The sequence below is a fragment of the Agromyces sp. SYSU T00194 genome (genome assembly GCF_040496035.1).
GTDB classification, from domain to species: Bacteria; Actinomycetota; Actinomycetes; order Actinomycetales; family Microbacteriaceae; genus Agromyces; species Agromyces chitinivorans.
The window spans coordinates 681,635-695,399 of sequence record NZ_JBEPJZ010000002.1 but is presented as its reverse complement, the minus strand read 5'-3'; the positions used below and the strand labels follow the sequence as shown (position 1 = coordinate 695,399).

At 71.4% G+C, this 13,765-nt stretch carries 12 protein-coding genes; 9 read left to right on the top strand and 3 right to left on the bottom strand.

Translation table 11 applies throughout. The features are described from left to right. Positions 1–114 precede the first annotated feature (114 nt). Positions 115–2,088 (top strand): BCCT family transporter, encoded by a 1,974-nt coding sequence (locus ABZK10_RS16030; protein ID WP_353810286.1) that lies wholly within the window; start codon positions 115–117, stop codon positions 2,086–2,088. Positions 2,089–2,165: 77 nt separating this feature from the next. Here the strand turns inward: ABZK10_RS16030 and ABZK10_RS16025 are convergent, their stop codons facing one another. Further along, complete coding sequence (locus tag ABZK10_RS16025; protein WP_353810285.1) at positions 2,166–2,348, bottom strand: hypothetical protein; 183 nt, start codon at positions 2,346–2,348, stop codon at positions 2,166–2,168. Between the two features lie 287 nt (positions 2,349–2,635). On the opposite strand from ABZK10_RS16025, the gene ABZK10_RS16020 reads away from it, so the two are divergent. The 3 genes from ABZK10_RS16020 to prfB all read left to right on the top strand — a co-directional run bounded on the left by ABZK10_RS16020 (position 2,636) and on the right by prfB (position 7,200). After that, positions 2,636–5,215 carry a helix-turn-helix transcriptional regulator gene (locus ABZK10_RS16020; RefSeq protein WP_353810284.1) on the top strand — a complete coding sequence of 860 codons (2,580 nt, stop codon included), beginning with the start codon at positions 2,636–2,638 and terminating at the stop codon, positions 5,213–5,215. A 146-nt stretch (positions 5,216–5,361) separates the two neighbouring features. Next, positions 5,362–5,934, top strand: coding sequence for a hypothetical protein (locus ABZK10_RS16015; RefSeq protein ID WP_353810283.1), 573 nt, complete (start codon positions 5,362–5,364; stop codon positions 5,932–5,934). A gap of 150 nt (positions 5,935–6,084) precedes the next feature. Further along, positions 6,085–7,200 carry a peptide chain release factor 2 gene (gene prfB, locus ABZK10_RS16010; protein WP_353810282.1) on the top strand — a complete coding sequence of 372 codons (1,116 nt, stop codon included), beginning with the start codon at positions 6,085–6,087 and terminating at the stop codon, positions 7,198–7,200. Here prfB and ABZK10_RS16005 read toward each other — a convergent pair. After that, positions 7,197–7,667 carry a hypothetical protein gene (locus ABZK10_RS16005; RefSeq protein WP_353810281.1) on the bottom strand — a complete coding sequence of 157 codons (471 nt, stop codon included), beginning with the start codon at positions 7,665–7,667 and terminating at the stop codon, positions 7,197–7,199. The genes prfB and ABZK10_RS16005 overlap by 4 nt on opposite strands. A gap of 108 nt (positions 7,668–7,775) precedes the next feature. Here ABZK10_RS16005 and ftsE point away from each other — a divergent pair, with 108 nt between their 5' ends. The 5 genes from ftsE to ABZK10_RS15980 all read left to right on the top strand — a co-directional run bounded on the left by ftsE (position 7,776) and on the right by ABZK10_RS15980 (position 12,364). Continuing rightward, positions 7,776–8,801, top strand: a complete 1,026-nt coding sequence (ftsE, locus tag ABZK10_RS16000; protein WP_353810280.1) for a cell division ATP-binding protein FtsE — start codon at positions 7,776–7,778, stop codon at positions 8,799–8,801. Continuing rightward, positions 8,798–9,712 (top strand): permease-like cell division protein FtsX, encoded by a 915-nt coding sequence (ftsX, locus tag ABZK10_RS15995; protein WP_353810279.1) that lies wholly within the window; start codon positions 8,798–8,800, stop codon positions 9,710–9,712. Before ftsE ends, ftsX begins: the two co-directional genes overlap by 4 nt. 54 nt (positions 9,713–9,766) lie before the next feature. Then, positions 9,767–10,243, top strand: coding sequence for an SsrA-binding protein SmpB (smpB, locus tag ABZK10_RS15990; protein ID WP_353810278.1), 477 nt, complete (start codon positions 9,767–9,769; stop codon positions 10,241–10,243). 72 nt (positions 10,244–10,315) lie between these two features. Next, the gene (locus ABZK10_RS15985) at positions 10,316–11,581 is read left to right on the top strand and encodes a glycosyltransferase family 4 protein (RefSeq protein WP_353810277.1); all 1,266 of its coding nucleotides are present in this window, start codon (positions 10,316–10,318) and stop codon (positions 11,579–11,581) included. Between the two features lie 45 nt (positions 11,582–11,626). Beyond that, entirely contained in the window at positions 11,627–12,364 is a 738-nt protein-coding gene (locus tag ABZK10_RS15980) for a tyrosine-protein phosphatase (protein ID WP_353810276.1), read from the top strand. A gap of 66 nt (positions 12,365–12,430) precedes the next feature. On the opposite strand, the gene ABZK10_RS15975 is transcribed toward ABZK10_RS15980, so the two are convergent. After that, positions 12,431–13,723 carry a glycosyltransferase gene (locus ABZK10_RS15975; protein WP_353810275.1) on the bottom strand — a complete coding sequence of 431 codons (1,293 nt, stop codon included), beginning with the start codon at positions 13,721–13,723 and terminating at the stop codon, positions 12,431–12,433. Positions 13,724–13,765 lie beyond the last annotated feature (42 nt).

The window sequence follows — 13,765 nt, the reverse complement described above, 5'->3', positions numbered from 1 at the left end:
CCGCCGTCGCGCCGGCGGCCGCCGAAACGCACCTCGCTAGGGTGGGTGGGGATCATCCACCGTCGAAGAGGAAGTCGGCCGTCGACAGCGGAGTCGGCCGCAGGGAGTTTCCCGATGACCACAACCGATCGACCCGCCCCTCCAGGCAACCAGCCGCCGGAGAAGAAGCCGAAGAAGATCCTGCGGGAGTTCCTGCATCCGGCACTGATCCCTGGAATCGGCGTGGAGGACACTCCACGCAAGTTCAGTACGAATTGGATCGTCTTCGGCATCGCCGGTGCCCTCGTGCTGGCCGTCGTGATCTGGGGATTCGCCGACCCCGAGGGCATGGGCGCGGCCGGCTCCGCATCGCTGGGCTGGGTCACGACCAACTTCGGATGGCTGTTCTCGGCGCTCGCGATCATCTGCTTCGGCTTCATGATGGCGGTGGGCTACGGGCGCACCGGCGGCATCCGCCTCGGCGCCGACGATGAGGCGCCGGAGTTCTCCACGGTGTCGTGGATCGCGATGCTGTTCGCCGCAGGCATGGGCATCGGGCTGCTCTTCTGGGGCCCGGCCGAGCCGCTGGCGTTCTTCAACACGGTGCCGCCCGGGTTCGACTCCGAGGCGGGCAGCCGCGAGGCGATGTTCGACGCGCTCGCCCAGGCGAACCTGCACTGGGGCCCGCTCGCGTGGGCGTTCTACGCCGTCGTGGGCGGGGCGATCGCCTACGCGGCGTACCGCCGCGGGCGCGCACCGCTCATCTCCGCGATCTTCCACCCGATCTTCGGTGAGAAGACCGACGGGCCGCTCGGCAGCGTCATCGACATCTTCGCGATCATCGTGACGCTCTTCGGCACGGGCGTCACGCTCGGCATGGGCACCCTGCAGATCGCCAGCGGCCTCGAGGTCGTCACCGGTGCTGGACCGTTCGGCAACGGGGCGATCATCGTGATCATCACGCTGCTCACGGCGGCGTTCGTGGTCTCGGCGGTGTCCGGCATCAAGCGGGGCATCCGCGCGCTCTCGAACGTCAACATGGTGGTCGCGGGCGTCATCGGCATCTTCGTCTTCATCGCGGGGCCGACCCTGTTCCTGCTCAACCTCATTCCGGCGAGCATGTCGGCGTTCTTCGGCGACCTCTGGATCATGCTCACGCGCAACCCGGCGCAGGGCGAGGACGCGGCGTCGTTCATGGCCTCGTGGCAGAACTACTACTGGGCGTGGTGGATCTCGTGGTCGCCCTTCGTGGGCATGTTCATCGCGAAGATCTCGCGCGGGCGCACGCTGCGCCAGTTCGCGACCGTCGTGATCCTCGTGCCGTCGGCGGTCTGCATCGTGTGGTTCGCCATCCTCGGCGGCACGGCGATGCTCTTCGAGGAGCAGGGCCTCGGCATCAGCGAGGCGGGCTCCGACGGAGCGCTGTTCGCGGTGCTCTCGAACCTGCCGTTCGGGGCGATCGTGTCAGTGCTCGCGATGATCTCGATCGTGCTGTTCTTCGTGACGTCCGCCGACTCGGCCGCGATCGTGATGGGGTCGATGAGCCAGCGCGGCAAGCCCGAACCCTCCACCTGGGTCACGGTGACCTGGGGCGTGCTGCTCGGTGCGGCCGCGCTCGCGCTGCTGCTCGTGGGCGGCGACACGGCGCTGTCTGGCCTGCAGTCGATCATGGTGGTGACGGCGTTGCCGTTCGCGGTGGTGCTGATCGGCATCATGATCGCGTGGGCGAAGGATCTGCGAACCGATCCGTACATGCTGCGGCGCAGATACGCGAAGGCCGCCATCGCCCAGGGCGTGCGACTCGGCATCGCCAAGCACGGCGACGACTTCGTGTTCGGTTCGACCGAGGTCGCCGAGGACGAGGGCGCCGGTGCGGGCTTCGACAGCACCGATCCCGAACTGGTCGAGTGGTACGAGACCGCGACGGGCACCATCAAGGTCGTGACCGCCGAGGACGTCACCCGCACGCTGGAGCCCGGTCACATCGAGAAGCCCGGGCCGCCCAACCCGCACCACACCGCCTCGGGCGACGCATCGCTCACCGTCGGCGAGGATCGCGCCGCCGAGCGCGCCGCGCGGCGCGCGAAGCGCGATGACGGCGGCGACTGACGAGATCTCCGCGCGGGCGCACCGCACCCGCCGCCGGGGGAGCCACCCCTGTAGGCCGTTCCGGCGGCGGGTGCGGTTCAGCGCAGGCTGACGGCGACCGAACCTCCGCCCATCCCCCGATCTCCGGGCGGGGTCGGGGCGGTCGTGTCGGGCTGCGCGGTGACCATGTCGCATCCGGCGAGCGCGATCACGATCGGGACGACCGCGATGGCGCGTCGCAGTCGGCGATCGTGGCGCCGTGCTCGGGTGGACGGCGACATGGACGTCTGGGTACGTGCTGGGTGGATCATCTGGTGCTCCCGGTGCTGGGGGGAACCGTGGGGCGGTGCTCCGAGTCTGCGTGCCGTGGCGCGACGAGGGCAGCTGACGGGAGGCCCAATCGGAGGAGGCGAGTGACCCAATGTCGCTCGAACTGGGGCACGCGCTGTCGGGCGCGCCGTCGGTAGCGTGGTGAAGAAATCGAAAACTCCTCACTATCGCGGGAGGGCGGATGGCGCGAGAGACGCCCCGGGCGGGCGGGCCCGGTCGCCGCGCTCGAGCGCGCGCCGTGCCCCTGGTCGGTCGAGACGCCGAGCTCGCCGGCATCCGCTCCGCGCTGCGCGACCGCGGCGCGCTGCTGGTCGGCCCGGCCGGCATCGGCAAGACCCGCCTCGCCCACGCCGCGGGCGATGAGCGGACGGACGCGGACGTGTACCGCATCCGCGGCGCCGCATCCGTCGCGTCGATGCCGCTCGGCACGATCTTCGAGGCGGTCGGGGCGCCGGCGGGCGCCGACCCGACCGCGTCGGCGATCTCGGTGCTGCGCGAACGCCGCCGCAGCAGGCCGCAACTGCTGGTCGTCGACGACGCCCACCTCTTCGACGACGAGTCTGCCCGGGTGATCGCCCACCTCGTGGACGTGATCGGATGCGGTGCGATCGTCACCCTGCGCGCGGGCGAGCGGTGCCCGGAGTCGTTCACGATGCTCTGGAAGGACGAGCTGATCGAGCGTCACGAGATCGAGCCGCTCGCGCCCGATGCGGTGGTGGAGATCGCCTCGCTGCTCGTGGGCGCCGACATCGACCCCCGTGCCGAGCGATGGATCGTCGACGCCGCTCGTGGGCTGCCGCTGTGCGTCCGGGAACTCGTGGGCGCGGCGGTCGAGGACGGCGACCTGGTGGTGGAGCACGGCGAGGCACGGCTGACGGTCGACGCGGCGGTCGCCGCTCCGCCCCGGCTGCGAGAGGTGATCGGCGCACAGGTCGCCCGCCTCGACGATGCCTCGCTCCGTGCGCTCGCTGCGTTGGAGCTCGCCCAGCCGGTCCCACTGGAGGTGCTGGAGCGGGTCGTCACGACGGCCGGTCTCGAGTCGCTGCGCGAACGGGGGATGGCGGTCGACGGGCCCGGCGGCGTCGAGCTCGGGCACCCGCTCCACGGCGAGGTCGCGACGGCGACGCTCGACGCGGAGGCGCTCGACATCGTGCGCGTCGCGCTCGCGGAGGCGTTCGAGGGCGACGATCCGGCCCGATCGGCGGTGCTCCTCCTCGAGAGCGGGGGAACGCCAGATCCGGCCGGGCTCAGACGCGCCCTCGAGCGTGCGCTCTCGGTGCAACGCGTCGACCTCGCTCGCGTGATCGCGACGGCCCTCGCGAACGCCGACCGATCCGCGCGCACGCTCTCGCTCTCCGCCGAGCTCACCGCGATGACGCAGGACTGGGCCACGGCGGATCGACTGTTCGACGAGGCCCGTGCGCTCGCGGCGGGTGAGGACGAGATCGGCGAGGTCGCGTGCGCTGAATCGCGTGCCCGGTTCGAGTTCGGCCACGACGTGGTCGCCGCCCGCGACGTGGCGGTCGCTGCGGAGGCGTGCCTCACGGGCCGCCCCCGAGACGCCGTGGCGGCGTACGAGGCCCGCGCGCGCATGTTCGTCGAGCCGATGGACCCGCTCTGGGAGTTCTTCCGCGATCACGCGTTCGACCGGGACCTGCCCTGGGGTGCCGCGGGCGTCGTCGCGACGGACGCGCTGGCGAGCGCCTGGAAGACCGGTCACGTCGGCGCGGGCATGGCCATCGCGGAACGCCTCCGCGACGTGCCCGGCCAGCGGATGTACGACACGCTCCGGATGCTGCAGCTGCACGTCACGCTCGCGACCTGGGCGTCCGGCACGCAGGCGTCGCGAGCGGTCTGGCGGATGCTGTTCGACCTCGCCTCCCGCAGCGGCAACCCGTCGGGTGAGATCCTCGTGCCGAGTGCGGAGGTGCTGATCGAGGCGCGTCGCGGCCGCGCACGGGAGACGGCACGCGCCCTCGTCGAGACGGAGTGGTCGGCGCGCGCCGGCGCGCACCGCATCCACGCGCCGGTGGTGCTCGCCGAGTACGCCGTCGCCGCCGCGTCGCTGGTGCGCCCCCCGGCGGACCTCGCGCGCGTGCTCGATGATCTGGAGCAGCCGATCGCCGACGGCCGCGCGCAGAGCGAGCCGCTGCGGCACCTCGCGTCTGCGCGCATCGCATTCCGCACGCAGGGCCTGCCGGCGGTCTCCGCGCACCTCGATCGGGGCGTGGAGGTCGCCATGCGGCAGCACACGCGGCTCTACGAACTGCTCTGCCGCCGCGAGCGCGTGATGCTGGGGCCGGGCGACGTGGGTGACGTCGAGCGGATGGACGAGATCGCTCGCATCGCCGACATTCCGAGCGGCGGCCTGCCGCGAATCATGGCCGACGAGGCGCGGGCCGTGATCGAGGCGGATGCCGCGGGGCTGGACGCGGTGGCGCTGCGCGCGGCGGAGTTCGGGGCGGACTCGATCGCCTGGGAGGCATGCGTTCGCTCCCATGCACTGCATCGCGCGGCGGGACGATCGCGGGAGGCGCTGGTCGCCGAACTGCGCGTGCGACAGATCGCGCCCGTGTTCGCCGACCAGTGGATCGCAGCCCCCGTGTTCGTGGCGATCCTCAGCGAGCGCGAGCACGAGGTGCTCGCCGAGGTCGCGGCAGGCGCCTCGAACGGCGAGGTCGCAGAGCGGCTGTTCCTCTCACCGCACACGGTCAAGCGCCACCTCGAGCGCATCGCCGCCCGCACCGGGGTGCACGGCCGTGCGGCGCTCGCCGACCTCGTGGCCAGCGCCCGCCTCGACGCCTTCCCGGTCGGCTGAGGGCCGTGCCCGCGCGTCACTCGATCTCCGGTGTGATCTGGACGAACGTGTCCGTCGGAGAGTAGGGTCCGGGACGGGGGATCGGAACGTCGTCACGACGGTCGTCGCCCCCGACGTGCGGTGTCGATACGAAGGAGTGTCCCCAAGTGCTCGTGACCCAACGTCTGACCAGGCCCGTCGTCATCGTGCTCGCGCTGCTGCTGGCGATCACCTTCACCGTCGCGCTCACCGGCGCGAAAGGTGGCAACGGCCACGGCGGGCCCGGCGGCAACTCCGCCGTGGCGAAGCTGTGCAACCAGGGTGCCTGGGAGGAACTCGCGCCGTCGTCCGACCCGCTCACCCCGTTCGAGTCCGAGGAGGCGTGCGTGGGCTACGGGGCGCAGGGTGGCAGCATCGTCGCCGTGACCGATGCGCGACTCCTCGTCCTCGCCGAAGATGCGATCACCACTGGACCGACCAGCGCGTGCGACATCCGGCTCGAGCTCAGCGAGCCCGACCCTGCATGGTCGGATGTGGCGGTCACCGTCACGTTCGAGACGAACCTCGGAGCGGTGCAGGTCTCCACCGTGCTCGACGCGGGGAGCGCCTGGTCGACAGAACTCGCGGGCGAGGTGACCGGCTTCACCCTCGGCGAGCAGATCACCGGCGCGATCGCGACGGCGAACACCGGTGACGAGATTCCGGTCGTGCTGGGAGGGACGTCCTGCCAGCCCGAGTGAGCCGTGCGCGCCCCCGGAGTGACCGGCTGAGTGCCGATTCTTAGTCTGAGGGCCGAAGATTCGGCCCTCAGACGAGATTCGGCCCTCAGATGGGCGCAGGACCGGCGCGCACCATGCGCACCGCCGCGCGCCGGTAGGCTGGACGGCGACATGTTGGAACTTGACCTCTCGCAGGAGATCACCGCCCTGCGCACCACCTTCCGTGACATCCGCGCCGTCGTCGACGTCGACCGGCTCGAGTCGGAGATCGCCGACCTCAGCGAGCAGGCCGGCGCGCCCGATCTGTGGGACGACGTCGACCACGCCCAGAAGGTCACCAGTGCCCTGAGCCACAAGCAGGCCGACCTCGCGCGGGTGAAGAAGGTCGACCAGCGGCTCGACGACCTCGAGGTGCTCGTCGAGCTCGCCAACGAGATGGGCGACGAGGACAGCGCCGCCGAGGCGCGCGACGAGCTCGCCGCGCTCACCAAGACCATCGGCGACCTCGAGGTGCAGACGCTCCTCGACGGCGAGTGGGACCCGAAGTCCGCGGTCATCACCATTCGCGCGGGCGCCGGCGGCGTCGACGCGAGCGACTTCGCCGAGATGCTGCTGCGCATGTACCTGCGCTGGGCCGAGCAGCACAAGTACCCGGCGAAGGTGCTCGACACCAGCTACGCCGAGGAGGCGGGCATCAAGTCGGCGACCATCGAGGTCGACGCGCCGTACGCGTTCGGCACCCTCTCGGTCGAGGCCGGCACGCACCGCCTGGTGCGCATGAGCCCCTTCAACTCCGCGGGCAAGCGGCAGACGAGCTTCGCCGCCGTCGAGGTCATCCCCCTCATGGAGGAGGCCGTCGAGGTCGAGATCCCCGAGAACGACATCCGCATCGACGTCTTCCGCTCGTCGGGTCCCGGCGGCCAGTCGGTCAACACCACCGACTCCGCCGTGCGCATCACGCACCTCCCGACCGGCATCGTCGTGTCGATGCAGAACGAGAAGTCGCAGATCCAGAACCGCGCCGCCGCGATGCGCGTGCTCCAGTCGCGCCTGCTGCTCCAGCAGCGCGAGGAGGAGGCCGCGAAGAAGAAGGAGCTCGCCGGCACCATCACCGCGAGCTGGGGCGACCAGATGCGCTCCTACGTGCTCGCGCCGTACCAGATGGTGAAGGACCTCCGCACCGAGTACGAGGTCAACAACCCCACGAACGTGTTCGACGGCGACCTCGACGGCTTCATCGCCGCCGGCATCCGCTGGCGCAAGCAGCAGCAGGCGCAGCCGGCCTAGGCGTCTCGGGCGACAGCGGCGGGGGCGGATGCCCCTGAGCCGGCGTCCGCGGCAGCAGCATCCGCTCGCACCCGACGCCACGCGGCGACGATCACCAGTGCGCCCGCGACGAGCATCGCGGCCGCCTGCAGCGTGCCGTACCAGATCGGCTCGTCCCAGGTGCCGGTGAGCGGCGTCAGCACGAAGAACTCGGTCAGCGGGTTCACGGCGAGCACGACGACGAGCGGCGCGAGCAGCCGCATCCGCCGGCCCCGTCCGACGACGACGGCCGCCACCGCGACCGCCAGCGCGACGAGCCACACCCACTGCACCCCGGCGGCGTTCGGCCCGCTGACGAGGTACGGCTGCATCGCGGCATCCGCCCGCTCGTACGCCGACCAGACGTCGATCGCGAACACCATGGCGGCCGCGCCGAGGCCGACCAGCACCGAACCGAGGGAGACGACCACCGCGTCGCGCGAGCTCATGGCGGCACCGTACCGGCCGCACATGAACCTCGCATGAACTGCACAGGCTCGCGCACGACACGCGCGTCGCTGCTGACACACGGCGGGTCGCTGCCTAGGCTCGTCCCGATGATCCGATTCGACTCCGTGACCAAGCGGTACCCCGGCAACCCGCGGCCGGCGCTCGACGACATCGACGTCGAGATCCTGAAGGGCGAGTTCGTGTTCCTCGTCGGGGCCTCGGGGTCGGGCAAGTCGAGCTTCCTGCGCCTGATCCTCAAGGAGGAGAAGCCGTCGGCGGGCACCATCCACGTGCTCGGGCAGAACCTGGGGCAGATCTCCAGCCGCAAGGTGCCCTACTTCAGGCGCAGCCTCGGCGTGGTGTTCCAGGACTTCCGCCTGCTGCCGAACAAGAACGTCTACGACAACGTCGCGTTCTCGCTGCGCGTCATCGGCAAGTCGCGCGGGTTCATCCAGTCGGCCGTGCCCGAGACGCTGAAGCTCGTCGGCCTCGACGAGAAGTCGAAGCGGATGCCCCACGAGCTCTCCGGCGGCGAGCAGCAGCGGGTCGCCATCGCCCGCGCCATCGTGAACAAGCCGCAGATCCTGCTCGCCGACGAGCCGACCGGCAACCTCGACCCCGTGACGAGCGCCGGCATCATGACGCTGCTCGAGCGCATCTCGCAGGGCGGCACGACCATCGTCATGGCGACCCACGAGGCGGGCATCGTCGACCAGATGCAGCGCCGCGTGATCGAGCTCTCCGCCGGCACCGTCGTGCGCGACGACCGTCAGGGCGGCTACGGGCACGCGGAGGAGCTGCGGGTCGCCGCGCCGAAGGTGCCGGTCGCCGCGATGGAGCAGGCGAAGCCGCTGTACGTCGAGCCCGAGGAGGGCGACGAGGTGACGGATGCCGCCGCACGCGTGACCGCCACCGCCACGGGCGTCGTCGACCTGGCCGACCCCGAGGCCGCGGCGCGGGAGGACGGCGCGGGCGAGGAGGCATCCGGTGCCGACCAGGTGATCTCGGCCGTCTCGCACGCCGAGCCGACGCCCGAGGTGGCGCAGCAGATGACCCTCGCCGAACGTCTCGGGCTCCGCGCGTCAGGGGCCAAGAAGGGCGACGACGAGCAGGAAGTGGGACCGACGAAATGAGGCTCGGACTCGTGCTCGGCGAGGCGGCGAGCGGGCTGCGGCGCAACGCCTCGATGGTGGTGTCGGTCGTGCTCGTCACGTTCGTCTCGCTCACGTTCGTCGGCACCGCGGCGCTGCTGCAGCTGCAGATCGCTCAGATGAAGAACTACTGGTACGACCGCGCCCAGGTCGCGGTGTACCTCTGCACGGCGGTGTCGCCCGGCACGACCTGCACCGACGGCGAGGCGACAGAGGAGCAGCGCGACGCCATCGAGGCGCAGCTCGAGTCGGACACGCTCGCGCCGTTCATCGACGAGTTCTACTTCGAGGACCACGACCAGGCGTACGAGAACTTCCAGGAGCAGTTCGAGGGCACCCCCGCGGCCGACTACGTCACGCCCGAGGTGCTGAACGAGACGTACTGGATCAACCTCGTCGACCCGTCGCAGTCGGCGGTCATCGCCGAGAGCCTGTCGGGCGTGCCCGGCGTCGAGCAGGTCGTCGACCAGCGGCGCTACCTCGACCAGATCTTCTCGGTGCTGAACGCGGCGAGCTACACCGCGATCGGCGTCGCGCTCGTCATGCTCGTCGCGGCGACGCTGCTGATCGCCACGACCATCCGGCTCTCGGCCTACTCGCGGCGGCGCGAGCTCGGCATCATGCGACTCGTCGGCGCGTCGAACCGCTTCATCCAGACGCCCTTCGTGCTCGAGGGCGTGTTCGCCGCGCTCATCGGGTCGCTGCTCGCGGGCGGCGCGGTCGTCGGCATCGTGCAGTTCTTCGTGCAGGGCTACCTGTCGTCCAGACTCACGTTCACCGCGCTCGTCGGGCTGGGGGACGCGCTCGTCGTCGTGCCGTTGCTGCTCGTGGCGGGCGTCGTGCTGGCGGCGATCTCGGCGTACATCGCGATCGCGCGCTACCTCCGCGTGTAGCCGTTAGACTGTGAGGCTGCCCCGCGTGGGGCACCGGACAGAAGCGGAGTGATCGTGCCCAAGGAACGCGGCCAGAACGTCGTGGCCACCAACCGGCGGGCCCGTCACGACTACCTCATCGAGGACACCTACGAGGCCGGCATCGTGCTGAGCGGCACCGAGGTGAAGTCGCTGCGCCAGGGACGGGCCTCGCTCGTCGACGGCTACGCCTTCATCGACGGCGGCGAGGCGTGGCTCGACGCCGTGCACATCCCCGAGTACACGCAGGGCACGTGGAACAACCACTCGCCCCGGCGCAAGCGCAAGCTGCTGCTGCACAAGCAGGAGATCGTGAAGATCAGCCACAAGACCAAGGAGGGCGGCTACACGCTCGTCCCCCTGAAGCTGTACTTCTCCGACGGCCGCGCGAAGGTCGAGATCGCGGTCGCGAAGGGCAAGCGCGAGTACGACAAGCGGCAGGCGCTGCGCGAGAAGCAGGACAAGCGCGAGGCCGACCGTGCCATCGCGAGCCGTCGGCACCTGGGGGAGTAGCCTGCGGGGCGGCCCGATGCGTCGCTAGACTGACCGCAGCCTGTGCTCCGCGACCCGGGAGGACCGCTTCGGATGCCACCTCCCGACGAGTCGCGCCTCAGCTCCGACGAGCTCACGGATCGCGTCGTCGCAGAGGTCATGGCCGTGGCCGCCGCCGCGGAGCCCGCCGTGCGGCGCCGCGCGTTCGCGGCCGCACTGCGTGCCGCTCCCAGCCGGGTGCGACCGATGCTCGGCCGTCTGCGGCGGCGGCTGCGTGGCGACGGTGCCGGTTCTGCACCGCGGAGCGAGCGGATGCTGCTCGCGTTCCCGTACTGGGCCGACAACCACTGGCAGGCGATCATGTACGACGACCTGCCGGGCAACGGATGGGTCGTCGATGCCGCAGCGGGCCTCGACGCCGCGGGCCTGCGTGCGCTCGGCGCGGGGGACGTGCTGCACGTCAACTGGACGTCGGCCACGAGCCAGCGTGCCGATCGGCTGGAGGATGCCGCCGTCGCGGTCCGCGACGCGATCGCTGCGATGGTCGCACTGCAGCAGCGCGGCGGGCGCATCGTCTGGACGGTGCACAACGTGCTGCCGCACGAGACCCGGCACGTCGCGCCCGAGTTGGCGCTGTCGCGCTGGCTCGCCGCGAACGCCGACCTCGTGACCATCATGAACCCCGAGACGGTGCGGCTGACGGCGGGCCTGTACCCGATCGATCCGAGGCGGGTCGTGCGGATCGCGCACCCGAGCTACCTGGGGTGGCTGCCCGAGACGATCCCACGACCTGCCGCGCGTGCCGCGTTCGGGCTGGGCGAGGACGAGATCGTGGTCGCCTTCGTCGGCCGGCTGCGCGCCTACAAGGGCGTCGACCGCCTCGTCGAGGCGTTCCGGCGCATCCACGCGTCCGACGCGCGCTTCCGCCTGCTGCTGGCTGGGGAACCCGCCGAGGGGTTCGGCGGCGAGGAGGAGCGGATGCTCCGTGCGGCCGGACCGGGCGTGACGGTGTCGCTCGGCCGCGTCGACGACGCCGACATGCAGCGCTGGATGCTCGCCGCCGACCTGCTCGTGCTGCCGTACGGCGCCGATGCGCTGAACCTCTCCCTCGTCGAGGTCGCCGCGACGTTCGGCGTACCCGCCGCGGTGAGTGCGGGGCGCGGACGTGCGCACCTCGCAGAGCGCAGCTGGGTGACGGTGCTCGACGACGATGACTTCGCCGACGGGCTGCGCGAGGCGGCGCTCGCCGCGCACGTTGAGCCGGAGCGGGGCGCGGACGCGCGCGAGCACGCGTCGGCCGTGTCGCCGGCAGTCGTCGCCGCCGAGTTCCGGGCGGCGCTGGAGGGGATGGAGGCATGAACGGGCCCGACCGCGCTGCCCAGCGCGCGGGTTAGGCTCGACTCGATGAACGCCTCGACCCGACTCGACATCCCCGGCACCGTGAACTTCCGCGAGGTCGGGCCCCTGCCCGCCGCGACGGGCACGGTGCGCGAGGGCGTGCTGTTCCGCTCCGACGCGCTGCACGCGCTCGGCGATCCGGGGCGGCAGGCGCTCCGCGACCTCGGCGTCGGCATCGTCATCGACCTGCGCGACGAGTACGAGGTCGCCAACCGGCCCGACGACCTCGACGGACTCGACGTCGAACTGCTGCGTCTACCGGTGTTCGAGGGGTCCGGAGCATCGGCGGGGCAGCCCGGCATCACGCTCGACGCCCTCTACGCCCGCATCGTGACCCAGCACACCGGGGTCGTGATCGATGCGCTGCGCGAGATCGCACGCGCCGACGGCCGCTCCGTCATCGTGCACTGCACCGCGGGCAAGGACCGCACCGGCGTCGTCACCGCGCTCGCGCTGCTCGCCGTCGGCGTCGACCGCGACCTCGTGCTCGACGACTACGCGAGCACGGAGCAGTACCTCGCCGGGCCGTGGCTCGAGCAGATGGTCGCGATGCTCGGGGAGTACGGGGTCGCCGACTCTCCGGGGCTGCGGATGCTCATGGGCGGCAGCCCGCGCGAGGCGCTCGCCTCGGCGCTCGACCTGATCGACCACCGCCACGGGTCGACGCGCGAGTACCTGCTCGCGGGCGGGCTCACGCTCGACGAGCTCGCCGCGCTCGAGCGCGTGCTGGTGCGCGGCGACTGACGGCGGCGGACCGCAGGCGTCCGGCCGGCGATCTGGTGGTCGCCGGCCGGACGCGGGGCGGATGCCTCAGACGGGCAGCACCTCGGGCAGCGCGCCCGCACCCGTGAACAGGCGGTCGAACACGTTCCTGCGGTCGAACTGGAGGGCGTACTCGCGCGCGGCGCGCGAGCGGGCGAGGCGGTCCTCGGGGCTGAGGCCCACGACGGCCGCGTCGATCGCCTGCGCGATCGCGTCCGCGTCCTCGACCGGGATGATCGTGGCGTGGTCGCCGACGGCCTCCAGGATTCCGCCGGTGTCGGCCGTGATGACGGGGCCGCCGCCGGCGAGCATCTTCTCGGCCAGCGCGATGCCGAAGGTCTCGACGAACTCCGGGCGCGGCTTGCTCGGCAGCACGTAGGTCGAGCAGCCGGCCATGAGGAACGGCTTCTCGGCGTCGTCGACGTCGTCGAGGAAGTGGATGCGGTCGGCCAGCGGCGACGCGGCGGCGATGGCGCGGAGCTCCTCCGCCTCCGGTCCGCGGCCGGCGATCACGAGCTGCTGGCTGGTGCTCGCGGCGCTCCGCTCGAATCCCGCGATCAGGTCGTCGACGCCCTTCGCCTTGGTGAGGCGCGACAGGAACAGCACGTACCCGTCGCGGGTCAGGCCGCGGGCGGCCAGACGCGCGTCGAGCTCGGTCTCGTCGAGGTCGAGGTACTGGTCGGTGTCGATCGCGGGGTAGGAGATCTCGATGCGCTCGCGGCACTGGTCGGCGAACTTGGTGCCGTGGAACGCGTCGATCTCCGCGGCCGACGAGACGATGAGGTCGCGGGTGTACTCCGAGACCGCCACGCAGTGGTCCTGGCTGAGGTAGCTCGACAGGATGTGCGCGGCCGCCCCGAACTGGCCGCTGTCGACGCACGAGCGCACGACGTTGGTCACGTCCGAGCCGACGGCCTCGGCGATGGTCGTCACGTTCACCGGCAGGCCGGTGCTCCAGGCCGCGCGTACCGCGTCGGAGACCGCCACGGTGTGCGGGCTGAGGTACAGCGACAGGCACACCGTCGGCACGCCGTCGGTGAACAGCTCGATCAGGCGACCGGTGATGCCCGCGAGGTAGCGGCCGTCGGGCACCTTGTAGTCGCCGACCGGCTCGGGGCGCTCGACGAAGATGCCGTCGCCGTAGGGCAGCAGCGCGTCGAGGGGCTTCAGCGGCAGGCCCGTCGCCTGCAGGCGCTCGATCGGCCATGTCACGATGCGCACCTCGTCGAACCCGCGTTCTCGGGCCGTCTCGGCGAGATTCCGCCCCTCGACCGAGTGCCCGCAGATGACGGGGTCGGCGCGGTTGACGATGACGAGACGGTTCCGGGGCTTGGTCTCCATGGCTTCCTCCGGTGTTCGATGGTGCGGTGGTGCGAGGGCTCG